The sequence below is a fragment of the Acidovorax sp. 22279 genome (assembly GCF_052045435.1).
Classification (GTDB): domain Bacteria; phylum Pseudomonadota; class Gammaproteobacteria; order Burkholderiales; family Burkholderiaceae_C; genus Acidovorax; species Acidovorax delafieldii.
This window is the reverse complement of the sequence record NZ_JBQEOV010000005.1, coordinates 250962-276389: the sequence shown is the minus strand read 5'-3', so window position 1 is coordinate 276389 and position 25428 is coordinate 250962. Positions and strand designations below refer to the sequence as shown.

Below are 25428 nucleotides of genomic sequence, written 5' to 3'. Positions count from 1 at the left end.
GTGTACTAAATGATCTCAGTCAACCCGGCTCAGCGGATCACTTTCTGGATGACTTCGATCAGGCGATTCGGATCAAAAGGTTTTACCAGCCATCCCGTGGCACCCGCTGTGCGGCCCGCCTGCTTCATTTGATCGCTCGACTCTGTCGTCAGGATCAGGATGGGAATGGTCTTGAATTTGGGATGCTCGCGCAGTTTGCGGGTCAGGCCAATGCCATCAAGACGTGGCATGTTCTGATCTGCCAGCACCAGGTCAATGTTGTGCGTCTCAGCCTTTTCGAGGGCATCTTGCCCATCCACTGCCTCCACGACGTGATAGCCGGCACCAGTGAGGGTGAACGACACCATTTTGCGCATGGAAGGTGAATCATCAACGGCAAGGATCGATTGCATGTATGGCTCCAACTGACTTGAATATATAAGGTAACCAGTGATGTGAACGTCAAAACAGGTCCACAGAACCTGCATCCATCTCGCTTTGGGTGACAGGGTTCGGCCTGTCGGGCGCCATCTCCGCAAAGGGCGCGGCATCTTCACCTTCCTCATGCCCCATGGCTTCCGAGGCCAGCCGGAAGGCACAGCCCTGCAGCACCTTGGTGGTGTGCCATATCAGTTGGGATGCCATGTCTTGGAACTGCAGCTCAGTCACTGCGCTGCGCAACGCCGTACGCGCGGCCACCAACTCCGGGGAGTCCGCCACTACAGCATCCGTCAACATGGCGTTTGCCTCTCCAAACCGCTCCAGCAGGTTGTCGGTGGCGTGGTTCAGCAAGCCTTCCAGGCGGTGCAAGTCGTGCATCACGACCAACAAAGAGTCCTGCAGCTCTGCCGCCACCATGACGGGAACCTGGACAGCAGGTCCTCCAGGCGTTGTTAGCGTAGATTGCATCGTTTCTCCATCGCAGCACGTAGCAGCAAAACACGCAAATACACAGGACTACGATACTTGCATCAGTAACCTGCCAAGGCCCCCGAGCAAACCGGAGCATCCACGCCCATTGGACGCTGACGCACAAACCATCCCAACCGGACAAACACCCTTGTTTGTTCCAATTTGTATCCTATGATAGCGCTCCTATGGTCCCTGCAACACCAGACCAGACCCTTGAGATCCTCCATCTTGAAGATTCACCGGCCGATCACGAATTGGCAGCGCGTGCGTTGCGCCGATCAGGGCTCCGTTGCCACCTGCAGCGGGTTGACACCCTTTCTGAATTCCAAAGACTGACAGACAGCGGCCACTTTGACATCATCCTGGCAGATTACCGCCTGCCAGGCTTCACCGCATTGGATGCCTGGGCCCATGTGGCGCAAAAACCGCATCACCCACCTTTTGTGCTGCTTTCAGGTGCCATTGGCGAGCCTGCAGCAGTAGACGCCATGCGGCTCGGGGTAGCGGACTATCTGCTCAAGGACGATATCCAGCGCCTCCCGCATGTAATTGCCCGGACCCTGGAAGTGCACGAAGCACGCAACGCGCGCGAGCAGGCTATTGCCGAGCTGGGCACGTCGCAACGCCGCTTGGCCGAGTTGGCCGAGCATCTGCAGACCTCGATCGAGAATGAGCGGGCCGCCATCGCTCGCGAGATCCACGATGACATTGGTGGCGCACTGACCGCCGTACGCTTTGACGTAGCCTGGATAGGGCGCCACAGTACCGATCCCGCCATGCAAGAGCATGCCACCTCTGCGGTGGACATGCTGCAACACGCGATTGGCGCCAGCCAGCGCATCATGATGAACCTGCGCCCCCCCATCCTGGAACAAGGGCTGGTGGCGGCTGTCCAATGGCTGGCCGCGGGCTTTGAGCGCAGGACGGGCATCCCCACAAGGATGCAAAGCAGCAGCGAAACCATCGATACACCCACCGACATCCAATTGGTGGCCTACCGTACTGCCCAAGAAGCATTGACCAATATCTCCAAGCATGCGCAGCCCAGCAAGGTGGACATTGAACTGTCTGACAAGGAAGGGGTACTGACCCTGGAGGTCGCGGACAATGGCCGTGGCATGGATTCCACAGTTCGCGACAAACCAAAAGCCTTCGGCCTCAAGGGACTTCAAGAGCGTGCACGCACCGTAGGGGGATGGCTGGACATCAGCAGTCGGCCGGGCAAGGGCACGTCGGTCATTCTGTCCGTCCCGTTACCATCTCCTTCCACATCCGCTCCAGGAGATGCCCAGTGATCCATGTCGTCTTGTGCGACGACCATGCCGTATTGCGGCGCGGCATTCGCGACACACTCGCCGAAGCACCGGACATTCAGGTGACCGGCGAAGCGGGCGGGTATTCTGAGCTGCGTGAAGTTCTGCGCACGGCTGCCTGTGATGTGCTGCTGCTGGACCTGAACATGCCCGGACGCAGCGGCCTGGAAGTACTGGCCAGCCTGCGCGAGACCCACTCGACCATCCGGGTGCTGGTGGTTTCGATGTACCCGGAGGATCAATACGCGCTGCGCTGCCTCAAGGCGGGAGCCCAAGGCTACGCCAACAAGGCTGGCGATCCGGTGGAGCTGATTGCGGCAGTGCGCACGGTGATGCAGGGGCGAAAGTACCTCACTGCCGAAGTGGCCCAGATGCTTGCGGACAGCCTGGCTCAACCCACGCCGGAGGTGCCCCATGCGGCGCTTTCCGAACGAGAGCTGCAAACCCTGGTCAAGATTGCATCGGGGCGGCGCCTGTCTGACATTGCCGATGAATTGATGCTGAGTCCTAAAACCGTGAGTGTGTACCGCTCACGGGTTCTCGAAAAATTGAAGCTTTCGAACAATGCTGAACTGACCGTTTACGCCATCCGCAATCAGCTGGTGTAACTAACGGCCCTACCTGCCAACAGAGAACAGATCTACGGCTTGTTGCATCAAAGCCAACACCGGTTGCTCCAGCATCGGCAACGTTGCTGCTATGCCCAGCATCCCCACCGTGAGCGTGACCGGGAAACCCACCGCATAGATATTCATTTGCGGCGCCACACGCGAGATGATGCCCATGGTCAGGTTGACGAAGAGCAGCAGCGCAATCATGGGCATGGCAATCCAGAGCGCACTGGAAAAGAGCGAAGCACCCAACTCATACAACCGCATCTGTCCCAACGCCTGCAGAAAATTTCCATCGACTGGAAAGCGGTCAAAACTTTTGACCACCGCCATCAATATCAACAAATGGCCATTGATGACAATGAAGAGCAGCATGGACATGTGGCCAAAAAACCGGGCCACGGCGCTGATCTGACCGTTGGACGTGGGGTCAAAGAACGATGCAAAGTTGAGCCCCATCTGCAGGCCAATGATTTCACCAGCCAGCTCAACGGCTGTGAACACCAGGCGAACCGAAAAGCCGATCGCCAGCCCCACAGCCACCTGCTGCGCCACCGTGCCCAGCGCCTCACGGCCGTTCACGCTGATGACAGGCTGCTCGCCCAGAACACCTTGCGCACACAAAGCCACAAGGAAAGCGAGACCGATTTTTACGCGCATGGGCACGACCCGCATGGAGAACACTGGGGCCACGGAAAACAATGCCAGCACGCGCAAAAAGGGCCACAGAATGGGAGACAGCCACGCCATGATCTGAGCTTCGGAGAAGGTGATCACGCCCCTCCTCCACCGGCGAGGCCTGGGTGCATTGACGGCCAAGGCACGGCCGCCCCCAGTGCTCGTCGCTGACTCCAGCAGCCCAGCATTGTCCTGAGGCCGCCAAGTGCCCAGATTGGCATGTGCTATCCAATCATCGACGGGATCGATTCGATTGTCCGGCGGATGAAGTCCACCAGGGTACTGAGCATCCAAGGCCCAGCAATCGCAAAAACGACCATGGCCGCAATCAGCTTGGGCACAAACGCCAGCGTTGCTTCATGGATCTGCGTGACAGCCTGAAAAATACTGACCAACAAGCCCACCGCCATGACCACCCCCAGCACTGGCATGGAAATCATCAGCAGCAGGGTGAGGGCGTCACGCCCAATGGTCAGCACCATTTGTGAAGTCATGGCGGAATCCTCTAGGTGACGAAGCTGGCGGCCAATGAGCCGATCAGCAGGTTCCAGCCGTCTGCCAGCACAAACAGCATCAGCTTGAACGGCAATGCCACCAACACCGGGGACAACATCATCATGCCCAGGGACATGAGGATGCTGGACACCACCATGTCGATGACAAGAAACGGGATGAAAATCATGAACCCGATCTGAAACGCCGATTTGAGCTCGCTGGTCACAAAGGCCGGCACCAGCACACGGATGGGCGCCGTCTCAGCAGTCACTTTGGGATCAAGACGTGCCAGCCTGGAAAACAGCGCAAAGTCAGATTGCCGCGTCTGCTTGAGCATGAAGCTGCGCATCGGCGCCTCTGCCCTGTCCAGCGCCTGTTCGAAGCTGATGGTGTTGTTGGTATAGGGAACGTAAGCGTCCTGGTACACACGGTCCAGCGTCGGGCCCATGACAAAAAAAGTCAGGAACAGTGACAGCCCGATGATGACCTGATTGGGAGGAGCCGATTGCGTCCCCAAGGCCTGACGCAGCAAGGACAGCACAATCACAATCCGTGTAAAGCCCGTCATCATCAGCAGCACAGCGGGCAAAAAAGACAACGCCGTGAAAAACAGCAGTGTCTGAATGGGTACCGAGTAGCTGGCGCCAGATGGCCCACTGCCAACAACCAGTGGCAATGCGCCCGGACTTTGAGCCCAAGCGGAGCCATGCGCCACCACGCTGGCAACAGCGACGGCCCAAGGCAAAGCACGCCCAGCTGTCCGCGCTACGCGCCTTGGAAGCAAGGATGTGTGCTCAGACATGCGCGGGCTTTCCAGAATCAGCGGACGCAGCTCGCATCTCGTGAGCAAACGATGGTTCTGTCGGGAGTGAAACGTTCACGGCGTCCCCAGCCCCCTTGGCCGCCACTGGTAGCACGTGGAGGCAACTGACCTGTTGAGCGGTGACGCCCAGCACCAGCCAAGTACGCGCATGTTCAGGGCCGACTTCCACCGTCACTACCCGCTGTTGAGGGCCGACGGCCACTGCAGACACCACGCGTGACGCCACCCCGGCAGCCAGCGTCCCCGAGGACTGGCGCTGCTGCAGCCGGCGCACAGCCCAGGGAAGCAAAGCCATGGCGCCCACAAAAAGCACCACGACCAGCAGCGTCTGGGTCATGCTCCCACTATCCACGGCTCACCCGCCGCAAACGTTCTGACGGCGTGACCACATCGGTCAGGCGGATACCAAACTTGTCATTGACCACCACCACTTCGCCTTGGGCGATAAGGTAGCCATTGACCAGCACGTCCATGGGCTCGCCTGCCAGTGCATCCAGCTCCACCACCGAACCTTGTGCCAGTTGAAGGATGTACTTGATGGGCACTTTGGTGCGCCCCAACTCCACCGACAGCTGCACCGGAATGTCCAGCACCATGTTGATGTCGTTGACGGTATCACCGCCCGCAGCACCGGAAAATGGTCGCACGGGCTCGCCGGAAAGTGGCCCTCCCTGCTCTGCGTCCGCCGGTTTTTCGTCCGTCCGCTTCTGCTCTTCGAGCGCCTCGGCCCAACCCGCAAACGGGTCGTCCGCGCCTGCGTCCTTGTTATCTTCTTCAGTTGCCATTTTTCTCTCCCAGCCAACTCATGTCCGAAGTGCGCAGGCACTCTTCAATGCGGATGGCGTACTTGGAATTGTGGGTTCCATACTGGCATTCAAAAATAGGAACCCCTCCGATCGATGCACGGATACGGGGCTCGCGGTCCAGTTCGATGAAGTCACCCGGCTTCATGGCCAGCAGTTGCTCTACGGTGGCATCGGCCTTCGCCAGCTCCGCCACCAGCGTAACCTCTGCGGATTGGATTTCACGCTTGAGCACATTCACCCAGCGGCGGTCCACCTCAATGGAATCGCCCTGCGTGGACGAATACAGTACATCGCGGATCGGCTCCAGCGTTGCATAAGGCATGCATATATGGATGGCGCCCGACAGGTCGCCAATTTCCAGCTGAAAGGCCGTGGACACCACGATCTCGCTGGGCGTAGCAATGTTGGCGAACTGGGGTTGCATTTCCGAGCGCTGGTATTCCAGCTCCAGCGGATAGATCCCCTGCCACGCCTTCTTGTACTCCGCGCAGATCACATCTACGAGCCGGTTGATGACACGCTGCTCGGTAGGCGAAAAATCACGCCCCTCAATGCGGGTCTGGAACTTACCGACCCCACCATAGAGGGTGTCAATGATGCCGAAGACCAGCGAAGGCTCACAGACGATGAGTCCGCTGCCTCGCAGGGGGCGGATCGCCACGATGTTGAAGTTCGTCGGCACCGCCAGCTCTCGCAGGAAAGCACTGTAGCGTTGCACCGACACGGTCCCCACCGAAATTTCAGGACTGCGGCGGATGAAGTTGAAGAGTCCGATGCGGAAGTTGCGTGCAAACCGCTCGTTGACGATTTCCATCGTCGGCATGCGGCCACGGACAATGCGCTCCTGGCTGGAGATGTCGTAATTGCGTACCGACCCCGCCTCAGCCACTTCCTCAACGGACTTCTGGCTCTCGCCAGTGACCCCTTCCAGAAGGGCATCAACCTCTTCCTGCGAAAGAAATGAATCACTCATGGCTGGTCCTTACCCGGCTGGCTCATTGGATGATGAAGCTCGAAAAGAGCACCTTGCGCACAGGATTGCGCTCTGTGCGCTTGCGCGCGGCGGGGCGTTCCTCTGCATCTCCGTCCTGCTCAGCGGCGGCGGCAGCCTTTGCACGCTCACGCTCTGACGGCACCGAGTAGCCCAGAGGGCGCGAGACTTCGCGCAAGACGTCGGTAGCGAGCTTTTCCTTGCCCTCGCGCTGCAGCAGCTCTGTGGACGTGCGTTGCGACACCAGCATCAGGATTCCACTGCGGATCGACGGCAGGTACTGCTTGACCTGTTCTGCAGTCTTTGCATCCTCCAGCTCCAACGTAATGCCGATCTGCGCAAAGCGATCACCGCCAGGATCAGCCAGATTGACCACCATGTTTTCCAGGGGCAGGAAGGTGGGGGCTACCTTGGGCGCCTCCTTGTGAGCCGCAGGTGCACCGCCGCCCTCTTCGTCCTCAGCGGCATGCGACCGACTGGAGATGTACCATGCTGCTGCGCCCCCTCCGATCACTAGCACAGCCACCACCACGCCGATGATGATCAACAGCATCTTCTTGCTTTTGGCGGGTGCGGCTGCTGCGGGAGTATTGGCTGACACAATGGAATTCCTTGCGATAGGGAACAGGCAGAACAGACGCTATCAAAGTGAAAGCACAAACTGTTAGCCCATTATGGGTCGGGGGTGTAACCAATAATAGCCAGAATAAAAGCCCAAAACCATGGCATTCACCGCGCTCGCCTAGACTGCGGAGACGGGAGCAGAACTACCGACCGCCCACATCACCCCGCAGAATCAGACGAAGACGTCCACGGCCCGGTCTGTCGCCCCACCACCACGCGCCAGCGAGGCTGTGCCAGCAGGCACGGCAGATACCACCTGCGCCTGGCGTGCCCCGTCGCGAGGTCGCTGTTGCCCCGCCTCGCCACCACCGGCACTGTCGCGTGCCGATGTGCCCACCGACATGCCAGACAACACCAAACCCTCACTGCGCAACAGATCACTCAACTGCGCCATGCTCTGGTCCAGCAGCTCCCGCGTCTGCTGCTGGTCGCTGCGGAATGAAACGTGCGCTTCGTTGCCCGACAGAGACACCGACACCTCCACCGGCTGACCATCACGCTGCAGCGTCAACTCCGCGTTCTGGGTCTTCTGGTTCACCCAGTAGGCCACCTGTTCGGCCACCTGCTCTTCTGCACCCAAGGCGTTAGGGTCTGCAAAGACCGTTGCATCGGTGAAGTTACTGGACTCCACAGGAGATGCGCCCAATGCGCTCTCAGACCATGCCCCCCCATTTCCCGGGTTCTCACCGGCAGAGTGCCCACCAGCAGCGAATTCGGGCGTCCGTGCAGAAGCGCCGGCTGTCAACAGACCATCGGCAAGATGCGTGACTCCTTCGAAGCCAGTAGCTGCGGATGACAGCCCGCCCACGCGCTCAGAAGATTGAGCCCCAGTCGATGCGGCCTGGGCAGAGCGCTCAGTCATCGCCTGTGAAAGCGCAGCGGCCGCCGGAGTGTGTCCCATTGAATGAGGTTTCAACTCGCCAACCGTGCCTTGCCCCAAACTGACGTCCCCCGAACCTGAAAGCCCAGTGCGGAGCGCCGCGACGTTCTGCAACCGAGAGAATGTACGACCAGCCATGGACGTCGCGCCCAAAGGTTGCGCATCCTTAATGTCTGCAGCAGAGTCCAACATCGCCGTCTCTGCCACCAAGCCTTGGGTACGGCCAAATGGCGTCCACTCGCCCCCAAAACCTACTGGAGACGCCCCCCCCGCACCCAAAGCGGTAGCGAGGCGCGAACCACCGTCAGTGCCTGTGGAGGCCGGAGGAGCGACATTGGCCGAAGCCATGCCCAATAACCCTTGCCATGCAGCCACCGCAGAGGCGTCTACAGCCGTGGATCCGACGCCAGGAAGGCCGTCCGCAGAGAGAACAGCCGATCCTGCCGAGCCCAGTACGCCCCCCTCCTCCACCTCGCCCCCCAACGCCGCCAGCAAAGCCAAAAAACCACCACCAGCCGCAGGATCGCTAGCGTCTGCGACAGCAGGCTGGGCCGATGATTTGGCGCGAGTCGTGTGGGCGGGCTGGGTGCCCTGCGAGGAGGCTACTTTGGTCGGTTCCATGTTCAATTCTCCTGGCCCGCGTTGCGATACTGCAGCGCGGCGCGTTCATCGGTCTGTTTTTGGTCTCTGCGCTGTTGCTGCAGAGCGAGGTCGTTGCGTCGCTTGTCTACCACCTTACGCAGACTGGCCAAACGCAGCTCTGCATCTAACAGAGCACGCTGGGCAGCTTGCACCCGCGCAGACTGGTCACCCACCACACTGGTCTGGATGCTGGCCGCATGACCCAGCCTGTCCATGAAGTGGTAGTGGTGGTACATCACTTCGGGCTGCATGGCCGTATCTGCCTTCATGCCCCAGCGTGACTCGGTTTCACGGGCGTAGTCTTCCAGCTGATCGAGCTGGGCACGTGCTGCCTGCTCGGCAGCCAGCGTGTCCTGCAGCACCTTGCGGGCATCGTCCCGCTTGCGAGAGGCCACTTCGACGGCGACAGAGAGGGCGCTAAGGTTGGACATGATGGCTTCCCTTGTCCGCCGTCAATGGTCCAGCACCGCCGCCATGGCGGCTACGCTGTGGTCCATGGAGGCCGCCTCGTACATGTCCTGCTGCAGAAAACCCGCCATCTGTGGCTGCAGGCGGATAGCCTCATCCAATGCTGGGTCGGAGCCGCTCATATAGGCCCCCACCTGCACCAGATCCCGGCTCTTCTGGTAACGCGAATACACCGCACGAAACCGCCGCGCCAAGTCAAAATGCCCGCGAGACACCACGTTGTGCATCACCCGCGATGCCGATTGCTCAATGTCGATGGCCGGGAAATGCCCGGTCTCAGCCAGGGCACGCGACAACACAATGTGCCCATCCAGAATGGCACGGGCAGCATCCGCGATCGGGTCCTGCTGGTCATCACCTTCCGATAGCACCGTATAAAACGCTGTGATTGAGCCGACACCATGCAGGCCGTTGCCGCTGCGCTCGACCAGCTGCGGCAGCTTTGCAAAACAGGACGGCGGATACCCTTTGGTTGCTGGCGGCTCGCCGATGGCCAGGGCAATTTCCCGCTGCGCCATTGCATAGCGGGTCAGTGAATCCATGAGCAGCAGCACATGCTGCCCTTTGTCGCGAAAATGCTCCGCCACCGCAGTCGCGTAGGCCGCCCCCTGCATGCGCAACAACGGCGGCGCGTCGGCAGGTGCAGCCACCACCACGGACCGTGCGCGGCCTTCCTCGCCCAGGATGTCTTCGACAAACTCCTTGACTTCGCGCCCCCGCTCCCCAATGAGCCCCACCACAATCACATCGGCCTGGGTGTAGCGTGCCATCATGCCCAGCAGCACACTCTTACCCACCCCGGAGCCTGCAAACAGCCCCAGACGCTGACCCCGCCCCACGGTCAGCAAGGCATTGATGGCGCGCACGCCAGTATCCAAGGGCTCACGCACCGGATCCCGATCCATGGCATTGATCTGCCGCCGCCCCATGGGCTCCGACACGACATCCTGCACCGGTCCACCATGGTCGAGGGGCAGGCCTTGCGCATCCACCACGCGACCCAACAAGCCGTCGCCCATGGGCAAACGAAGCACCCCGGCGCGTTGTACGGGCCGTGGAGGCTCGCCCAAGCTGGGCGTGGGGATATATGGCGCAGCCGGCACCACACTCGCGCCACTGGACAGCCCATGGATATCGCCCGCCGGCATCAAAAACGCACGGTCGGCAGAAAACCCGACGACCTCAGCCAACACCGGCGCGTGCCCTGGCATTTGCACCATGCACTGCGACCCCACAGGCACGCGGATCCCCACCGCCTCCAGCACCAGTCCCGTCAGTCGGGTCAGCGTACCCCGCGTCTCCAACGGCGCGCCTTCGGCCACGCGCTCGCGCGCGTCGTCCATGAAGCGGGTCCAGGCAGAGTCAAGGTCGACGGTCATCGCCATCCCCAAGCGTCTCGTCGTCCCAGGGTGACTGCAGCCCCAGCGACGCAATGGCACGCTGCCACCGTTTGTCGATGCTGCCATCAACGACCGTGCCCGCCGACTCCACCATGCAGCCGCCAGCAGGCACAGCGGCATCCGCCATCCACTGCACGCCAGGCGCGTTGATCTCTTCGCGCAGAGGCTGGGCCATGGCCTCCATATCCTCCGGATTGAGCCGGACGGTGGCTGGCCGCCCTTCCGTGACCAGCATGCCCACGGCCTCCCGCACCACCGGCAACAAGGCATTGGGATTGACCGACAGTTCCTGGCGCACCACCTGGCGCGCGATGTCACACGCCAGCTCCAGCACCTGCTGCGCCATGTGCTGCTGCATGTCGATCAGGCTGGCTTCCAGTGTCTGCAGCACGCTTTGCATGCGCTGTGCCGCCTCTTGTCCCTGCTGGGCAATGTATTCATCCATGCGGCGCTGCCACTCGAGCGCCGTCTGCGCCTGCCCTTGGGCAAAGCCCTCTGCATACGCATCGTCGCAAGCCTGCTGGACAAGCGCCTGCTGTGCCGCTTCATCCAGCTCGACGGGCAGCTCCGCCACAGGTTCCGGCTCGGGCTCTGGCTCGACCAGATCGGAGCCGTCTACGGCGGCAAACTTCCACTGCTTGAAGTCGCCGACTTCCTCGCTGGGAATGAACCGCGAATAGGACCGCTGGTTAGACGAAGGCATCATCACCACCGCCTCCGATCACGATCTGGCCTTCGTCAGACAGGCGACGCACCGTCTTGAGGATTTCCTTCTGCTGCGCCTCGACCTCGGACAGCCGCATCGGGCCGCGCGATTCGAGGTCTTCGCGCAGCGCGTCGGCTGCACGCGAAGACATGTTGGAAAGGAATTTTTCGCGCAGTTCGGGCACTGCGCCCTTGAGAGCCACGATGAGGGTTTCGGATGCCACTTCCTTGAGTACCGTTTGAATGGCCTTGTCGTCCAGCTTGAGAACATCCTCGAACACGAACATCTTGTCCATGATCTTCTGCGCCAGGTCAGGGTCGTAGCCCCGGATGGATTCGAGCACCACGGCGTCCATGTTGCCGCCCAGCAAGTTGATGATCTCTGCGGCAGCCTTGACGCCGCCCAGCGAACTCTTGCGGATCTTGTCCCCGCCCGCCAGCACCTTGAAAAGCACTTCGTTCAGGTCCTTGAGGGCTGTCGGCTGGATACCTTCGAGCGTGGCCACACGCAACAGAATTTCGCTACGCTGGCGATCCGTCAGGTGCATCAGGATGCCCGAGGCCTGGTCGCTGTCCAGATGTACCAGGATGGCAGCAACGATCTGCGGGTGCTCGTTACGCAGCAGTTCAGCCACTGACAGCGGATCCATCCACTTGAGACTCTCAATGCCCGAGACATCTCCGCCCTGCAAGATCCGGTCGATCAGCAGTCCCGCCTTGTCATCGCCGAGCGCGCGCTTGAGCACAGCGCGCACGTAATTGCCGGTGTCGGATACCAACAGGCTTTGCGCTGCGGCCGCGTTGGAGAATTTGTTGATGACCTCGTCCACCTTTTCGCGCGACACCGAGCGCATGCGCGCGATGGTCTCGCCCAGCTTCTGCACCTCTTTGGGCGAGAAATGCTTGAACACCTCGGCCGCCTCTTCCTCGCCGAGGGACATCAGCATGATGGCGGCATCGTGGAGTCCTTGGTCGTCCATGGTCGTGGTCCGTGCAATCGGTAGCGGCGACTAAACGGGCTCGCCGTTCAGCCAGGTCTTGAGAATATTGGCGACCGCGACCGGATTCTCCTTGGCCAGCGTACGCGCATCTTCCAGGCGCAGCTGCTCGGGGGTCGCGGGCAACACTTCGTCCTTGCGGGCGGGCGCTGCCAATGCCGGGCGCTCGGGTGTTTCTGCCTCCAGCGCGTCCAGCTGTCCACCTGCCACCGGCTTGGCGGCACCGGCCTTGGCCGGCGCTGGGCCCTTGAGCGCAGGACGCACCAGTCCCATCAGCACCAGGGCAGCAAACAGAACCGCACCTACGGGCCAGGCAAAGGTCTTGGCCAGATCAACCACCTCAGGCTGCTTCCAAAGCGGGGTGTCTGTGGTGGGCACTGCAGTCACCTGGAACGGCGTATTCATCAGATTCACCGAATCACCGCGTTCGCGATTGAAGCCAATGGTTTCACGCACCAGCGCCGTCATCTGCTCGATCTGCTCGGGCGTCAGCGCCTTGGTCACGGTCTTGCCCTTGTCCTCGGCCGACTGGTAGTTGACCACGACCGCAGCACTCAGCCGCTTGACTGCGCCTGTACTGCCACGGACCACTTTCACCGTCTTGTCCACTTCATAGTTGGTGGTGGACTCGCGCTTGTTGGACTGCTCCTCAGTCCCCTGTTGGCCGCCCGCGTTGGGCGCAGGGTTGGCGCCATTGATGGGCGCTGCAGACGGAGCGGGAGGCTGATTGGCAACCGCACCGGGCACACCCGTGGCGGTCTTCGTCGCGCTGCCACGGCTTTCCAGCACCTGCTGGCTGCGTACGGCGCTGGAGTCTGGCGTCTGGTTGGGGCGGAATTGCTCGGAGGTGGACTCGGTCTGGGAGAAGTCCACCTCAGCCGTCACCTGTGCCTTGACGTTGTCACGGCCGACCACGGGCTCCAGAATGCCCATGATGCGGCGCGAATACTGCTGCTCCAGCTGCTGCACATACAAGAGCTGCTGGGCATTGATTTCAGCACCGGCCGTGCTGTCGGGAGATTGGGACAGCAGCTTGCCCGTGTCATCCAGCACACTCACGGCCGACGGCGCCAGTTCCGGCACGCTGGAAGCCACCAGATGCACGATGCCCGCGAGTTGGGCACGGTCCAGAATGCGGCCGGGGTGCAGGCTCACCAGTACCGAGGCCGACGGCTTTTGCTGCTCACGGAAAAATCCGTTCTGGTTGGGCAAGGCCAGGTGCACACGGGCACTTTGCACGGACGACAAGGCTTGAATGGACCGGGTGAGCTCCCCCTCCAGCCCGCGCTGGAAGTTCAGGCGCTCCTGAAACTGCGTCATCCCGAATTTGTTGGACTCCATCAGCTCAAAACCTGCGACGGAGCCCTTGGGCAGGCCCTGAGTGGCCAGTCGCAGACGCACGTCATGCACGCGCTCCGCTGGGATCAGGATGGCGCCGCCACCCTCGGAATACTTGTAGGGCACATTCATTTGGGAGAGCTGCGCCACCACGGCTCCGCCATCCTTGTCGCCCAGATTGGAAAACAGTACCCGGTAGTCGGGTTGGCGCCCCATCACGACGGCCGCAACGGCAGCAGCCACCAGCAGCGCCACGCCCGCACCCAGCCGCATGCGCTGCGCCCGGTCGAGGGCGGACAGCCGCTGCAGCCAGTTGGGACTGGCCGGCGTCGGGAGCGGATTGAGAGGGACTTCAGCAACAGCAGACATCTTGCTTTCCATTAAAGCAGGCCCTGCAACAGACCTAGCGTGGGGTCGATTATTCGGTCACGCCCCCAAAATGTTCGCTGGATAAGCCGTCCGTTTGGCCATCTATTCAGAGCGATGCATCGTGGGCCGGTAGCTAGGATACGCAGCATACCGCCATTCCCCTACGGATACCGCCATGGACCTTCGCATCTCCAGCTCAACCGCCCCGCTGACGGGCGCTGGCGTCGCGCGCCGTGCTGCAGCGCCGCAAACCACGGGCAATGAAGTCGGCTTCTCCGGCGCGCTCAAGGGCGCATTGCAGTCAGTGAGTGCCGCACAGAACAAATCTTCCGAGATGCAAAAGGAGGTGCAAATGGAAAACCCCTCCGTGAGTCTGGAAGAGACCATGGTGGCTATCCAGAAGGCGCAAATCGGCTTTCAAGCCACACTGCACGTGCGCAATCGCATGGTGCAGGCGTACACCGACATCATGAACATGCAGGTGTGAGCTGCTGGCGAAGTATGAAGGCCCCGTTCTCAACGGGGCAGCCGTGTGGCACTGCGCTGTGCCAACACAAGAAACTATATTTTTGATAGCAGCAAAGACATGCTGCACTAGCGCCTCAGGCACGTTTAGTGCATCTTTTTGACCCAGAGACGCTTGGCGGTCGAAGTAGCGACAGGTTCAGCACCGCGCACTTTGGCATCCCACTGGACGACACCCCCCTCACCCGGGTGCTCCGCTAATCCGGCAATCCCAGCCCTGACAAGCAACCATCTTTGACCGCTAGGCCGCTGCCGCACACAGCAGCCCCGGGCGTGTTGCGCGGCCCGCACTCAGTGCATCATCTGGGGCTGCCCCTCGAACAGATGCTCGAACTGCGCAAGCCAGGGCTCTGCCAGGCAGCGGATCTGCGCATCGTTGCGCAGGATGCGCTGCATGATGCGGGTCTTCTCACGGCGGTGCTCAGGCAGCAATTCGTGCTCTTGCGACTTGAAGCGCAGTTGCTCGATCAGCACTGCACAGGCGCCTTCATAGCGCACCACACCATCCCAATCCTTGAGCTTGGCAGCCTCCAGCATCTTGGCGCTGCTGTCCTCAATCGCCTTGTAATAGTCAATCAGCATGTGAGACATGGTCAGGCCTCCACCAGCACCGGCTGGCCCGAGGCGGGCGTTTCGGAAGCACCGGCACCCGATTTCTTGATTTCATTCCACCCGGTTGCCACGGGCTCGATCAGGCGCATGACTTCTTGCATCATGGCGTCGTCGTTACGGGCATTGGCCAGCGTAAGGCGATGGATGCAGTAGTCATAAAGCGCACCCAGGTTCTCCGCCAGTTCACCGCCATCCACCTTGTCGAGCGAAGTGCTCAACCCCTCTTCCAGAATTCGGATGGCCTTGGAAATGGCATTGACCTTGCCGAGCACATCACCGCGCGCCATGGCGCCTCGGGCCGTGGCAATGGAGTTGAGAACACCTTCATACAGCAAGCTGACCAGCTGGTGCTGGTCGATCGTGTGCATGCTGGTCTCTACGTTGATGCGCTGGTAAGCGTTGGCTGCACGGGGGCTGTAGGCGCTGAACATGCTGACAATCCTTCCGAGGTATTACTTAAGTTATCGGCGTGCGCCAAGAAAACTGAAGCCTCTGTTTATTCAGCCCGTCGATTTATTCCAGGCCGCCACCTGCTGCGAGATATAGGCGTTCAGGCCATTCAGGCTGCTCAACTGGCTGTCCAGCGCGTTATAGCGCCGCGTGATGCGTTTTTCAAATGCGTCAACCTTTTCGTTCACGCGCGTTTGGTCCTGAGAATTGCGCTTGAGACTCAGCTGCAGGGTGTCGTCCTTGGATTTGAAGAAACCATCGTTGGCCAGCAGATTGGTGGTCAGCGCCTTCAGTTGCACCGCAATGCCATCGGCCGATCCGCCTCCGGTGTTGCGGAACAGGTTCTTCACGTCGTCAGGCTTCTCAGTCAGGGCCTTGTTCAGCTTGGTGGAGTCGACGGCCAGATTCCCGCCCAGCTGCTGCGTGATGCCGACATCTGCCAGACGCTGGAAGGCCCCGCCACCCGTCGAGATCGACTGGATCGCGTTGCGCAGAGAGTTCTGCAGTGCCACAGCGGTCGAATCCCCTTGCAAAAGCCCCGCCGAACGGGTCTTTGCGTCGTATTTGGTCGCATCTTGGAGCAATTCGTTGATGGCGTTGTAGGCCTTCACGAATCCATCAATGTTGGACTGGATGGCAGAGTTGTCCTTGCTCACGGTGATATCAATGGGAGCCGTCGTCACTTGCTCGGCCTTGAAAGTTACACCCGAAATCGTGGACGCAAACGTATTGGTGGCCGAAGACACCGCGATCCCGTTGACCGTGGCCTTGGCATTGGCGGCAGCCTGTGTGACCGTGGCGCCATTGACGAGGCGGGACAAACCCGTGGCATCGGTGTTGCCGGCACTCTGGGGATCCGTATCACCACCTTCCATCACGCTCAGTCGAAATCCGAATTCCTCACCAGTGCTCTTGCTGCGCAGCAGCAAACGCTCGCCCGAAGCGTCGCTGAGAATCGACGCAGTGACCCCTGCATTGGCGCCGTTGATCTTGCTGGCCACATCCGACAGTTTGTCGCTGGCGCTGATGCTGATGTCCACGGGCTGGCCACTGCCAGGCGTAAACGATGCGGGCGCCACACTCCACTTGCCCAATTCAAGGCGCAGCGTACCCGCCCCGAGCGCACCACCTACGGGCAGCAAAGCGGCCGACGCTGTGGCCTGTGCCTTGGCAAGGCTTTGGACTTCCACACTGAACGTTGTGGGCAGCGTGCCCCCAACGGCAGTGGCGGAAACATATTTGGAGTCGGATGACGTGGTGGCCACACCATTCCACCCGGTCACGCTGGTCAGCTTGCCAGCAGCGTCCTGTAGCGTGGAGACCAGCGACTTGATCTGCCCAAAGGCGGAAATCTTGGTATTGACCGTGGCCGCTTGCAGCTTGAGCGTGTCCAGGGGCTTTTTTTCCAGAGCGACGAGCTGAGAGATGATGTTTTTGACATCAAGTCCATTCGTGCCGACACCTGGGGATGAAATGGTTGCCATACAAACCTCCTGAGCTGGTCCAACGGAAATTATGGCGCCGAACGGCGATCAAGAACGTCCGTAAACACGCCAGGAAACCCGTCTTATCCAGCGGTCCTGGCACCCGCTGTCCCAAAAAGCCAAAGGGCGGCGACAGAAATCTGCCGCCGCCTGGGCCACTTCAGGGCGCTGCAACGCCCCGACTGCCATGCCCTCTGCCTATTAACGCAGCAGGGCCAACACACCTTGCGGCAGCTGGTTGGCCTGAGCCACCATCGCCGTACCGGCCTGTTGCAGGATCTGAGCGCGCGACAGGTTGGCGGTTTCTGCGGCAAAGTCGGCGTCCAGGATACGCGAACGCGAGGAGGACAGGTTTTCCGACGTCACTTGCAGGTTGCTGATCGACGTTTCAAAGCGCGACTGCAGGGCACCGAGCTTGGCACGCTCGCCGTTGATGAAGGCCAGGGCAGAGTCCACGGTCTTGAGCGCATTGGTCGCGTTGCTGAACGTGGTCACGTCCAGGTTGGCCACAGCCTGCAATGCAGAGCCACCGTCATCCAGTTGGGTCGCACTAGTAGAGTCCACAGCGAACGACTTTTCCGAATCCAGGACGATGTAGCCGCCCGTATTCACCATTTCTGCGGCAGAGTTGGCCGTCAGCGTCTGGGCCGTACCGTTGCTGGCGCCAGCCGCATCGTAGCCGGTAACGGTCACATTGGCAGCATTGGCATTGGCTGTGTCACCCACCACGATGTCGTTGCCGGTAGCGTTGGTCAGAATCACTTGCGTGCCGTCCGAGCTCAGAGCAGCGTTGATGCCGGTCTTGGCAGCCTGGTCGTTGATGGCGGACACTGCAGCCGACAGGCGGTCGGTGCCGGTGGCAGAGGTCAGCGTGAACGACACCGTGACGGCGGCAGCAGACCCAACATTGTCGCCCTGCAAGGTCAGCGAATAGGAACCAGCCGAGGCCATGCCACCCAAACGCACTTCGGTGCGGGCAGTGGCAGTCACACCGGTGGTGGCCTTCATACCATTGATCTGATCGGCTGTTGCCTTGGCCGTCGCGTTCGACCCTGCCGCAATGCTGTTAGTACCCAGGTAGCCGCTGATGGCAATGGTGCCAGCAGCTACGCCGTTGGACGTCGCGCCCGCTGCCACGGTGGCCTGAGCACCGATGCCCGAGCCGTTCGATGCCACGTTTTGGTTGTTGCCGTACACCGTGGTGCGCAGATTGCCCGTTGCCGCCACGATGGTCTGGTTGGCGTTGGCGCCCACCTGGAACTGTTGCGTACCAAAGGTGCCGTCCAGCAGCTTCTGACCGTTGAATTCGGTGGTTTGCGAAATGCGGTCCAACTCAGACACCAGCTGGCCGACTTCCTGTTGCAGGGCCTGACGGTCGCCGGCGCTGTTGGAAGCGTTGGCCGATTGCACGGCCAGCTCACGCACCCGCTGCAGGATGTCGCCGGAAGCCTTCAATGCACCTTCAGCGGTTTGCGCCAGGGAGATACCGTCATTGGCATTGCGAACCGCCTGGTTCAGGCCACGAATCTGGCTGGTGAAACGCTCGGAAATCGCCAAACCGGCTGCGTCGTCCTTGGCGCTGTTGATGCGCAGGCCCGACGACAAGCGCTGGATGGACGTGTTCAGCGAGGTCTGGCTCATGCCCAGGTTGCGCTGTGCGGTGAGCGAGCTGATGTTGGTATTGATGGTGGAAGCCATTGCAAATCTCCAGAAAGAACTGACTGAATATGGCGTTGCCGCCAGCCGGGGCGCCAGCACCACGCTGGCTTCCTGGGTTCGCCAGTGCTCTTTAGCCTCTGGTGAACGGCGGGCCGCTTACGGTCCGTTGTAAGTGTTTTCGGGTCACCGCCGGAAAACTTGAGGGTCAAACGCGCAAGTTGTACGACTTTTTTGCCGCTTATCTCCCCAACGCCAAAAAGCGGCATCTCCACAATTCATCCATCGTTCCCTCATTGACAGCCGGACGGGTGCGCTTGAACCGGCAAACAGATCCGTCTTGCGACGTTAAGGAGTTTCGCCATGGCAGCAACCATCAATACCAACATCAGCTCGCTCACCGCGCAGCGAAATTTGGGCACCAGCCAGATGTCGCTCAACTCAGCCATCCAGCGCCTGTCGTCGGGCCTGCGCATCAACAGCGCCAAGGACGACGCAGCCGGTTTGGCGATTTCCGAGCGTTTCACCAGCCAGATTCGCGGCCTGAACCAGGCGGTTCGCAATGCGAACGACGGAATTTCGCTGGCCCAGGTGGCAGAAGGTGCGATGGGCTCCGCCGGCAACATCCTACAGCGGGTGCGCGAACTGGCCGTGCAATCGGCCAACGCTTCCAACAGCGCCGGCGACCGTCAGGCCCTGCAGCAGGAAGTCGGCCAGTTGGTGGCGGAACTGGACCGGATTTCGCAAACCACCGAGTTCAACGGCCAGAAATTGCTGGACGGCACCTTTGGTACGCAACAGTTCCAGGTGGGCGCCAATGCCAACCAGACCATCGTGGCAGCGACCGCCAACCTGCGCACCAACGTGTACGGCAACAACCAGAACATCGCCTCCAACGGCTCGGGTATTGGTGCACAGGCCCCTGCGACTGGCGCCACATCCAACGGTGTGACAGCGGGTTCGGTCTCCATCAGCGGCTACCTGGGCACAGGCACCATGACGGTAAATTCGAATGCCACCGCCAAAGCCACCGCCGATCAGATCAATTCCCTGCAAGCCACCACGGGCGTGACCGCAACCGCCCGCACCGAAGTACGCCTGGGAGGCATGGCCTCGGCCGGGTCCTATTCGCTGACGCTGGAAGGCGACAACGTAGGCGCATCCCGCACGATCTCGTTCACCTTGACATCCGCCACCGGCACAGACCGCCTTTCGCCTGCCGTATCGGCGATCAATGAACAATCTGCAAAAACCGGCATCAACGCCTCGCTGAGCTCGGACGGCACCCAGATCATCCTGACCAACGCCACTGGCAACAACATCGTGGTGGGAGATACCACCAATGCCAATGCAGCCGCCGTGAGCGTGACCGGCTACGACGCGGCAGGCGCCAGCAACGGCACTGCGCAGACCTTGGCAGCCGATGCCACGGTCGACAACGTTGCCACCGGCGGCTACATCACACTCGACTCTGAGAAATCGTTTGCCCTGACCTCTGCCAGCAACCAGCTGGACAGCGGTGGATCGTCACTGCACACCGTGGCCAACCTGGACGTGACCACCTTCACCAGCGCCACCGATGCGCTCAAGACCGTGGACTCGGCCCTGGCCTTCATCAATGGCGAACGCGCCAAGCTCGGCGCCTTGCAGTCGCGCTTTGAAACCAGCATTTCCAGCCTGCAGATCACATCGGAAAACCTCTCTGCCTCGCGCTCGCGCATCCAGGATGCCGACTTCGCGGCAGAAACCGCCAACTTGTCGCGGGCTCAGATCCTGCAACAGGCCGGCACGGCGATGGTGGCTCAAGCCAACCAAATCCCGCAAGGCGTGCTGTCGCTGCTCAAGTAATTGACCCAGCCCACACGCCGCGCAGTGGAATTGCAACGCAACGACAAGGGGCCCCAATGGGCCCCTTTTCACATGGCACACTGTGCGGCGCCCCCCGCTTCTTAGCTTGTAGATCGGCAGCCACGTGCAATCCAAAAACACCGCCCAGGACGATCCCCGCCTCCATGCGGCACTCGCAGCCGCCGACTGGCCCACGCTGACTCGGTTGTGCCGCCAAATTCTGCGCAAGAATGGCCGCCACCTGGGCGCCCATCGCCTGCTGGGCTTCTCGCTCCACAAGCAGCGCGAGTTCGACGCAGCTCTCAAGGCCTACAAGCAAGCCTATGCGTACTGGCCAGGCGATGCCGAGCTGCTCATCAACTACGCCAACATCCTGATTGAGCAAGCACGCAACTACGACGCACTTCCGCATCTCGAAAAGGTCTGCGAGCTGCGCCCCCAGCAAGCCGTTGCATGGATCAAACTCGCCGAGTGTTGCTATTTGATCAATTTGCACAGCAAGGGATTTGATGCGAGCCAGAAAGCCCTCGGGCTGGCTGACTCCATGCCGCTGACAGTGGGCGCCCTGATGCAAAGCGCCATTCACCGCCGCGAGTTGGGCCAGGTGCGCGAGGCTGTACAGGATTGCGAGAAAGCCATCGCGCTCAGCCCCGGCGACCCTGGAAACTACACCAACAGGCTGCTTTTCATGCTGGCGGACCCGCAGGTGAACGCTGCGCAGCTGTCTGCAGCCGCCCGCCAGTTTGGCAGCGTCTTTGAGCCCCCACTGCGCCCCAACTGGCCCAGCTTTGAGGCCCATCGGGGCTCGCCCTGGCGCCGCCTGAAGATTGGGTTTCTGTCACCAGACTTCCGCATGCACGCCGTCATGTACTCGGTGGAGGGGCTGCTGGCCCAGCTGGACCGGCGGCAATTCGAGGTGTATGCGTTCTACCTGTTCCCCAAAGGCGACCATGTCACAGAACGGGTGGAATGCCATGTTGACCACTTCGTGCGCCTGGCAGGCTTCAGCCCCGAGCATCAGGCCGATGCCATCCGCGCCCAAGGCATAGACATCCTGGTCGACTTGGCGGGCCACACGGGCAACAACGGCCTGCTCATCCTGGCGCACAAGGCTGCACCAGTGCAGGTATCGTGGCTGGGGTTTCCGGCCACCACCGGGCTCACCGCCGTGGACTACAAGTTCACGGACGAAATCACCGACCCGCCAGGCGTCGATGACCAGTACACGGAACAGTTGTACCGGTTGCCTACGCTGTTCGCCTGTTACCGGCCCATGAGCCGCAATCCCCTGTGGCGTTACCAGCCCCGCTATCAGGTGCGCCCCTCGCCCGCGATAGATAACGGGTTCATCACCTTCGGCTCCTGCAACAACCTGGGCAAGCTGACGGATGAAGTGCTGGCACTGTGGGGGCGTGTCCTGGAAGCCGTGCCTCATTCACGCTTGCTGATCGAGGGCAAGAATTTCGATCGCCCCGAGTTCGCGCAGGCCTACCGCGATCGCTGCGAGGGACTGGGGCTCCCGCCTTCGCGGCTGGAGCTGGTGCCGCTCAACCAAGACAACCAATACCTGACCTACCACCGCATCGATATTGCGCTGGACCCATTTCCACTCACCGGCGGCACGACCACCTTCGATGTGTTGTGGATGGCGGTCCCCATCGTCTCCATGATGGGCGAAAGTTTCAAGAGCCGCATGGGCGTCGGCATGCTCAGCTACCTGGGGCGAAAGGAGTGGCTGGCAGAGAGCCCGGACGACTATGTGCGCATTGCTGCGGGCCTGGCAGCAGATACCCAGGCGCTCAATGCGCTTCGGCTCAACCTGCGTAGCGAAGTGGAAAACTCTGCGCTCATGCGCGAAGACCTCTACTGCCGGCACTTTGGCGAAGGCCTGCGGGTGATGTGGCTGAAATGGTTGGCTCAAATGGAGCATCCCGACGATCCTCAGGCGCAGGAGCAGGCCATGCAGAGCTGGTTACCGCAGTTCCCGCAAGAGTGGGAGCAACCCCCAGTCCTGGGCGTCGGCTTGAAACCCGGCCAGCGGGTCAGCCTGCACGCAGCCCACCAAAGCCTGCAGAACCTGGTTGAAAAAGCACGGACCTCCTCTCCGCCCCGGCGAATCGGCGAATCAGCCCCCTTGATCACGGATCGCCACTGGATTGCCGTGACCGAACTGGCCGAAAAAGTGCTCAACGCCGTCCCACACGATCCCGTCGCTCTGGCGTGCCTTGCCGAAGTGGAGCATGCACACGGGCACACCGAATTCGCGGTGACTTACCTTCAATATGCGACGCAAGCCATGGGGATGGACATCCCTGGCTCCTGATGCTGCATGTCAGATCCGGAAAATGTCGAGCAGCGCATTGCGCCGGGTGGGCTTGAAAACCACCCTGCCGGCGTCGCCACGGTAAATGGTGCACTGCCCGGGTGAGTGGGTGTTGACCAGGCTGACCCCTTGAGACAACACCGTGCCGTCGCCCACCTGACAGTCCCCAATGATGGCGGTGCCCGCGTACATGATGACGCCCTCTCCAAGCACGGGGGCCACCCCATGGTTCTTGCCGACGGTGGAATTCTGGTAGATCACCAGATAGTTGCCGTAGCTTGCCTTGGCGAAGACGATCCCGACGGAATGTCCGATGAAGAAAACCGGCGGCATCTCAATTTCGTAAAAGAGGTCGATACCGTTCAAGGCCTTGTTCAGCAAGAACAGGCGTGTGGGAGTTTCCGTACTGGCAGTGCGGCGCCAGATGGTATTGGCCAGAAAGTACAGAAAACTGCAGTACTGCGTGGAATGCAGCGGATCAAAGCAGTCCTGCCGCCAGGGCCGGACGGCATTGATGCACCCCTGCAGGCGAGAAAGCGCTTCGTCCAGGCACGCATCAATGTCCATGCGGGGATCGAAATCGTCGGGCAGCGTGTAGTGCAGTTGCTGCACCACGTAGCGCAGCAACCGATCACGGTCCATTCGCAAAATTTCCATGCCCAGCCTCCTTCAACGACCTCAGGGCCTGTTCAGAACCGGGGTAAGTGCAGTTGCATGTACACCAAGCTGGCACGGGCCCCTACTGCATGAGGGTCCTCCTTCCAGTCCACCCCGCCAGGGACTGTGCTGGCCACGATGGGCACTCGCTGGTACTCCTGAAAACCCACCTTGCGGTAAAAGTCGACCGCCGGATTGTCCGATCGCACCCGCACGGCCAGCGTCTGCAGCCCGAGGGCATCGCGCGCCCAGTGCATCAGCGCCAGCAACGAGGCCTTCATCAACCCCGGAGGGGATGAACCTCCACTGACGATGGCATCGGCCTCGCCATAACCACGCTGCCAATCAATGAAGCCCAGGCCCACGTGCCCCACACGCTCGCCGTCCAAGGTCTCCACCATGAACAACATCTTGCCGGGGTTCTCGTGAACCGCTCCAGCCAGCCAGGCGGCAGTACGCTCAGGGGTGGATACAAACTCGGTCAGGAAAGATTTGACATGGCGGTTGCGCCACTCCGTCAAAAGCCGCACATCAACAGCATCGGTGTGTCCAGGCACGGTGGCTATGGGTCGAACGACCGCTGCCAGCGGCTGCCCCACCGGCAACAACAGGCCAGGCTCGCCAGCACGGGCCGTCTGTTTGATGGCAGCAAAAAGCTGCTGCCCAGGGGTGGATGCACTCATGGCGGCCTCTTCAGAGTTGGGCAAAGTAGCGGCGCACCTGCGCAGCCACGGTGTCCACGCTTTCCAGCGGCATGCGCGAGTGCAACGGCAGCGAGAGAATGCCCTTGCCCACGCTGTCGGTCACCGACAGGTCCCCTGCCCTGCAGTCCTTCCAGAGCGAGAACCAGTGCCCAGGCTGCCAGTGGATGCCGGTGTCCACGCCGTTCTCCTTCAGGAAGTCTCGCAGCGCATCGCGGTGCTCTGCTGGCACCCGTATGTAGTACAGAAACGGGTTGACCTCGGCAAAATCGGTACGGGGAGTGCGCACCTGCGCAATGCCTTGCAGCTTTTCGTTGTAGCGGCGCGATGCTGCCTGGCGGCTCGACTTGATCACATCGAGCTTGCCCAGCTGCGCCAATCCGATCGCGGCGTGCATGTTGAGCATGTGGTAGCGAAATCCCACCCGCTCGACATCAAAAGTCCAGGCACGCTTGTTCTGGTACATCACCTCCGCAGGCTGCTGCATGCCCAGCAAACGCAGCTCGTGCACACGACGCAACTCCTCTTCCGTACGCACAACAATCGTGCCGCCATCGAGACAGGTCACTGTTTTCACCGGGTCATGGCTGAAAACGCAGATGTCAGAAAAGCTGCCGACCATCCGCCCTTTGTAGCTGGAACCAAATGAATGCGCCGCGTCATGGATTACGCGCAGCTTGTGGCGCTCTGCGAACGCTGCAATGTCTTCATGGTTGCTGATGATGCAGTCGTAGTCCATCACGATGATGGCCTTGGTGCGTGGGCCCACCAAGGACTCGGCCTTGACAAGGTCCAGCTCGAGCGTGTCGTCGTTGCAGTCGCAGAACACGATGTCCGCCCCCACCCAGGTGATGGCCTGGTAGTCGGCCGAGCAGTTGAATGCCGACACGATCACCTCGTCCCCCGGTCCCACGCCCGCGAGCAGCAGCGCGATGTGCAAGCCTGCCGTGCCGGTGCTCACCGCTGCCACATGGCGGTCCGGGGCCTGCAGGATCTCTTTCACCTTTTTCTCGAACCCCGACACATAGCTGCCCATACCGAGCCATCCCAGCTCCAGCGACTCTCGGCTGGCATCGATTTCTTCTTGTTCGATCAAGGGCTTGAACATTGGGATCATGGTGGTCTCCTTCGGTTGTGTAC

The 25428-nt window shown here is 61.0% G+C and carries 27 protein-coding genes; 5 read left to right on the top strand and 22 right to left on the bottom strand.

The annotated features are described in order from the left end of the window. Nucleotides 1–29: 29 nt before the first annotated feature. Both ACTJKQ_RS09315 and ACTJKQ_RS09310 read right to left on the bottom strand, forming a co-directional pair. Nucleotides 30–392, bottom strand: coding sequence for a response regulator (locus ACTJKQ_RS09315; protein WP_015015796.1), 363 nt, complete (start codon nt 390–392; stop codon nt 30–32). A gap of 49 nt (nt 393–441) precedes the next feature. Continuing rightward, nucleotides 442–888 carry a hypothetical protein gene (locus tag ACTJKQ_RS09310; RefSeq protein ID WP_056065760.1) on the bottom strand — a complete coding sequence of 149 codons (447 nt, stop codon included), beginning with the start codon at nt 886–888 and terminating at the stop codon, nt 442–444. Between the two features lie 188 nt (nt 889–1076). Between ACTJKQ_RS09310 and ACTJKQ_RS09305 the strand changes: the two genes are divergently transcribed. Both ACTJKQ_RS09305 and ACTJKQ_RS09300 read left to right on the top strand, forming a co-directional pair. After that, nucleotides 1077–2186: an ATP-binding protein gene (locus tag ACTJKQ_RS09305; protein ID WP_440596659.1), complete on the top strand. Its 1110-nt coding sequence runs from the start codon at nt 1077–1079 to the stop codon at nt 2184–2186. Further along, the gene (locus ACTJKQ_RS09300; protein WP_056065755.1) at nt 2183–2812 is read left to right on the top strand and encodes a response regulator; all 630 of its coding nucleotides are present in this window, start codon (nt 2183–2185) and stop codon (nt 2810–2812) included. Before ACTJKQ_RS09305 ends, ACTJKQ_RS09300 begins: the two co-directional genes overlap by 4 nt. Nucleotides 2813–2821: 9 nt before the next feature. On the opposite strand, the gene fliR is transcribed toward ACTJKQ_RS09300, so the two are convergent. The 13 genes from fliR to fliF form a co-directional block, all read right to left on the bottom strand. After that, on the bottom strand, nt 2822–3592 hold the full coding sequence (gene fliR / locus ACTJKQ_RS09295; RefSeq protein ID WP_056065753.1) for a flagellar biosynthetic protein FliR: 771 nt from the start codon (nt 3590–3592) through the stop codon (nt 2822–2824). A 125-nt stretch (nt 3593–3717) separates the two neighbouring features. Further along, nucleotides 3718–3987, bottom strand: a complete 270-nt coding sequence (gene fliQ / locus ACTJKQ_RS09290; protein WP_015015801.1) for a flagellar biosynthesis protein FliQ — start codon at nt 3985–3987, stop codon at nt 3718–3720. Between the two features lie 11 nt (nt 3988–3998). Continuing rightward, complete coding sequence (fliP, locus tag ACTJKQ_RS09285; RefSeq protein WP_440596658.1) at nt 3999–4790, bottom strand: flagellar type III secretion system pore protein FliP; 792 nt, start codon at nt 4788–4790, stop codon at nt 3999–4001. After that, nucleotides 4783–5148 carry a FliO/MopB family protein gene (locus ACTJKQ_RS09280; protein ID WP_440596657.1) on the bottom strand — a complete coding sequence of 122 codons (366 nt, stop codon included), beginning with the start codon at nt 5146–5148 and terminating at the stop codon, nt 4783–4785. Before ACTJKQ_RS09280 ends, fliP begins: the two co-directional genes overlap by 8 nt. A gap of 7 nt (nt 5149–5155) precedes the next feature. Next, nucleotides 5156–5596: a flagellar motor switch protein FliN gene (gene fliN / locus ACTJKQ_RS09275; RefSeq protein ID WP_015015804.1), complete on the bottom strand. Its 441-nt coding sequence runs from the start codon at nt 5594–5596 to the stop codon at nt 5156–5158. Next, nucleotides 5586–6590 carry a flagellar motor switch protein FliM gene (fliM, locus tag ACTJKQ_RS09270; RefSeq protein ID WP_056065744.1) on the bottom strand — a complete coding sequence of 335 codons (1005 nt, stop codon included), beginning with the start codon at nt 6588–6590 and terminating at the stop codon, nt 5586–5588. The genes fliN and fliM overlap by 11 nt, the downstream gene beginning before the upstream one ends. 22 nt (nt 6591–6612) lie before the next feature. Next, complete coding sequence (locus ACTJKQ_RS09265) at nt 6613–7209, bottom strand: flagellar basal body-associated FliL family protein (protein ID WP_440596656.1); 597 nt, start codon at nt 7207–7209, stop codon at nt 6613–6615. A 195-nt stretch (nt 7210–7404) separates the two neighbouring features. Next, the gene (locus tag ACTJKQ_RS09260) at nt 7405–7878 is read right to left on the bottom strand and encodes a flagellar hook-length control protein FliK (protein ID WP_288852200.1); all 474 of its coding nucleotides are present in this window, start codon (nt 7876–7878) and stop codon (nt 7405–7407) included. Nucleotides 7879–8735: 857 nt separating this feature from the next. Continuing rightward, nucleotides 8736–9185 (bottom strand): flagellar export protein FliJ, encoded by a 450-nt coding sequence (locus tag ACTJKQ_RS09255; RefSeq protein ID WP_121941106.1) that lies wholly within the window; start codon nt 9183–9185, stop codon nt 8736–8738. Between the two features lie 21 nt (nt 9186–9206). Next, the gene (fliI, locus tag ACTJKQ_RS09250; protein ID WP_440596655.1) at nt 9207–10601 is read right to left on the bottom strand and encodes a flagellar protein export ATPase FliI; all 1395 of its coding nucleotides are present in this window, start codon (nt 10599–10601) and stop codon (nt 9207–9209) included. Beyond that, complete coding sequence (locus ACTJKQ_RS09245) at nt 10585–11325, bottom strand: flagellar assembly protein FliH (protein ID WP_146872149.1); 741 nt, start codon at nt 11323–11325, stop codon at nt 10585–10587. The genes fliI and ACTJKQ_RS09245 overlap by 17 nt, the downstream gene beginning before the upstream one ends. Next, nucleotides 11312–12307 carry a flagellar motor switch protein FliG gene (gene fliG, locus ACTJKQ_RS09240; RefSeq protein WP_056065732.1) on the bottom strand — a complete coding sequence of 332 codons (996 nt, stop codon included), beginning with the start codon at nt 12305–12307 and terminating at the stop codon, nt 11312–11314. The genes ACTJKQ_RS09245 and fliG overlap by 14 nt, the downstream gene beginning before the upstream one ends. Before the next feature lie 30 nt (nt 12308–12337). Further along, on the bottom strand, nt 12338–14032 hold the full coding sequence (gene fliF, locus ACTJKQ_RS09235; protein WP_440596654.1) for a flagellar basal-body MS-ring/collar protein FliF: 1695 nt from the start codon (nt 14030–14032) through the stop codon (nt 12338–12340). A 175-nt stretch (nt 14033–14207) separates the two neighbouring features. Here fliF and fliE point away from each other — a divergent pair, with 175 nt between their 5' ends. Next, nucleotides 14208–14519, top strand: a complete 312-nt coding sequence (gene fliE, locus ACTJKQ_RS09230; protein ID WP_056065729.1) for a flagellar hook-basal body complex protein FliE — start codon at nt 14208–14210, stop codon at nt 14517–14519. Nucleotides 14520–14848: 329 nt separating this feature from the next. On the opposite strand, the gene ACTJKQ_RS09225 is transcribed toward fliE, so the two are convergent. From ACTJKQ_RS09225 to ACTJKQ_RS09210, 4 genes are all read right to left on the bottom strand, one after another. Beyond that, nucleotides 14849–15148, bottom strand: a complete 300-nt coding sequence (locus tag ACTJKQ_RS09225) for a flagellar protein FliT (RefSeq protein ID WP_007860919.1) — start codon at nt 15146–15148, stop codon at nt 14849–14851. Nucleotides 15149–15150: 2 nt separating this feature from the next. Then, nucleotides 15151–15600, bottom strand: a complete 450-nt coding sequence (fliS, locus tag ACTJKQ_RS09220; RefSeq protein ID WP_056065726.1) for a flagellar export chaperone FliS — start codon at nt 15598–15600, stop codon at nt 15151–15153. Nucleotides 15601–15669: 69 nt separating this feature from the next. After that, nucleotides 15670–17103: a flagellar filament capping protein FliD gene (gene fliD / locus ACTJKQ_RS09215; protein WP_056065723.1), complete on the bottom strand. Its 1434-nt coding sequence runs from the start codon at nt 17101–17103 to the stop codon at nt 15670–15672. 201 nt (nt 17104–17304) lie between these two features. Next, nucleotides 17305–18801: a flagellin N-terminal helical domain-containing protein gene (locus ACTJKQ_RS09210; RefSeq protein WP_056065722.1), complete on the bottom strand. Its 1497-nt coding sequence runs from the start codon at nt 18799–18801 to the stop codon at nt 17305–17307. Between the two features lie 321 nt (nt 18802–19122). Between ACTJKQ_RS09210 and ACTJKQ_RS09205 the strand changes: the two genes are divergently transcribed. Next, nucleotides 19123–20607 carry a flagellin N-terminal helical domain-containing protein gene (locus ACTJKQ_RS09205; RefSeq protein ID WP_056065719.1) on the top strand — a complete coding sequence of 495 codons (1485 nt, stop codon included), beginning with the start codon at nt 19123–19125 and terminating at the stop codon, nt 20605–20607. 124 nt (nt 20608–20731) lie between these two features. Continuing rightward, nucleotides 20732–22930: an O-linked N-acetylglucosamine transferase, SPINDLY family protein gene (locus ACTJKQ_RS09200; RefSeq protein WP_440596653.1), complete on the top strand. Its 2199-nt coding sequence runs from the start codon at nt 20732–20734 to the stop codon at nt 22928–22930. Between the two features lie 9 nt (nt 22931–22939). On the opposite strand, the gene ACTJKQ_RS09195 is transcribed toward ACTJKQ_RS09200, so the two are convergent. Genes ACTJKQ_RS09195 through ACTJKQ_RS09185 form a run of 3 tightly spaced genes read right to left on the bottom strand, consistent with a single transcriptional unit; the run spans nt 22940 to nt 25405 of the window. Then, nucleotides 22940–23587 (bottom strand): hypothetical protein, encoded by a 648-nt coding sequence (locus ACTJKQ_RS09195; protein ID WP_440596652.1) that lies wholly within the window; start codon nt 23585–23587, stop codon nt 22940–22942. Between the two features lie 32 nt (nt 23588–23619). After that, nucleotides 23620–24270 carry a GNAT family N-acetyltransferase gene (locus tag ACTJKQ_RS09190; RefSeq protein ID WP_440596651.1) on the bottom strand — a complete coding sequence of 217 codons (651 nt, stop codon included), beginning with the start codon at nt 24268–24270 and terminating at the stop codon, nt 23620–23622. 10 nt (nt 24271–24280) lie between these two features. After that, entirely contained in the window at nt 24281–25405 is a 1125-nt protein-coding gene (locus ACTJKQ_RS09185; RefSeq protein ID WP_056748031.1) for a DegT/DnrJ/EryC1/StrS family aminotransferase, read from the bottom strand. Between the last annotated feature and the right edge of the window lie 23 nt (nt 25406–25428).

What these genes read in the sequence shown, in the direction of transcription:
- ACTJKQ_RS09315 (WP_015015796.1), bottom strand. Translation starts at nt 392, where the DNA reads ATGCAATCGATCCTTGCCGTTGATGATTCACCTTCCATGCGCAAAATG.
- ACTJKQ_RS09310 (WP_056065760.1), bottom strand. Translation starts at nt 888, where the DNA reads ATGCAATCTACGCTAACAACGCCTGGAGGACCTGCTGTCCAGGTTCCC.
- ACTJKQ_RS09305 (WP_440596659.1), top strand. Translation starts at nt 1,077, where the DNA reads ATGGTCCCTGCAACACCAGACCAGACCCTTGAGATCCTCCATCTTGAA.
- fliQ (WP_015015801.1), bottom strand. Translation starts at nt 3,987, where the DNA reads ATGACTTCACAAATGGTGCTGACCATTGGGCGTGACGCCCTCACCCTG.
- fliP (WP_440596658.1), bottom strand. Translation starts at nt 4,790, where the DNA reads ATGTCTGAGCACACATCCTTGCTTCCAAGGCGCGTAGCGCGGACAGCT.
- ACTJKQ_RS09280 (WP_440596657.1), bottom strand. Translation starts at nt 5,148, where the DNA reads ATGACCCAGACGCTGCTGGTCGTGGTGCTTTTTGTGGGCGCCATGGCT.
- fliN (WP_015015804.1), bottom strand. Translation starts at nt 5,596, where the DNA reads ATGGCAACTGAAGAAGATAACAAGGACGCAGGCGCGGACGACCCGTTT.
- fliM (WP_056065744.1), bottom strand. Translation starts at nt 6,590, where the DNA reads ATGAGTGATTCATTTCTTTCGCAGGAAGAGGTTGATGCCCTTCTGGAA.
- ACTJKQ_RS09255 (WP_121941106.1), bottom strand. Translation starts at nt 9,185, where the DNA reads ATGTCCAACCTTAGCGCCCTCTCTGTCGCCGTCGAAGTGGCCTCTCGC.
- fliI (WP_440596655.1), bottom strand. Translation starts at nt 10,601, where the DNA reads ATGACCGTCGACCTTGACTCTGCCTGGACCCGCTTCATGGACGACGCG.
- ACTJKQ_RS09245 (WP_146872149.1), bottom strand. Translation starts at nt 11,325, where the DNA reads ATGCCTTCGTCTAACCAGCGGTCCTATTCGCGGTTCATTCCCAGCGAG.
- fliG (WP_056065732.1), bottom strand. Translation starts at nt 12,307, where the DNA reads ATGGACGACCAAGGACTCCACGATGCCGCCATCATGCTGATGTCCCTC.
- fliF (WP_440596654.1), bottom strand. Translation starts at nt 14,032, where the DNA reads ATGTCTGCTGTTGCTGAAGTCCCTCTCAATCCGCTCCCGACGCCGGCC.
- fliE (WP_056065729.1), top strand. Translation starts at nt 14,208, where the DNA reads ATGGACCTTCGCATCTCCAGCTCAACCGCCCCGCTGACGGGCGCTGGC.
- ACTJKQ_RS09225 (WP_007860919.1), bottom strand. Translation starts at nt 15,148, where the DNA reads ATGTCTCACATGCTGATTGACTATTACAAGGCGATTGAGGACAGCAGC.
- fliS (WP_056065726.1), bottom strand. Translation starts at nt 15,600, where the DNA reads ATGTTCAGCGCCTACAGCCCCCGTGCAGCCAACGCTTACCAGCGCATC.
- fliD (WP_056065723.1), bottom strand. Translation starts at nt 17,103, where the DNA reads ATGGCAACCATTTCATCCCCAGGTGTCGGCACGAATGGACTTGATGTC.
- ACTJKQ_RS09210 (WP_056065722.1), bottom strand. Translation starts at nt 18,801, where the DNA reads ATGGCTTCCACCATCAATACCAACATCAGCTCGCTCACCGCACAGCGC.
- ACTJKQ_RS09205 (WP_056065719.1), top strand. Translation starts at nt 19,123, where the DNA reads ATGGCAGCAACCATCAATACCAACATCAGCTCGCTCACCGCGCAGCGA.
- ACTJKQ_RS09195 (WP_440596652.1), bottom strand. Translation starts at nt 23,587, where the DNA reads ATGGAAATTTTGCGAATGGACCGTGATCGGTTGCTGCGCTACGTGGTG.
- ACTJKQ_RS09190 (WP_440596651.1), bottom strand. Translation starts at nt 24,270, where the DNA reads ATGAGTGCATCCACCCCTGGGCAGCAGCTTTTTGCTGCCATCAAACAG.
- ACTJKQ_RS09185 (WP_056748031.1), bottom strand. Translation starts at nt 25,405, where the DNA reads ATGATCCCAATGTTCAAGCCCTTGATCGAACAAGAAGAAATCGATGCC.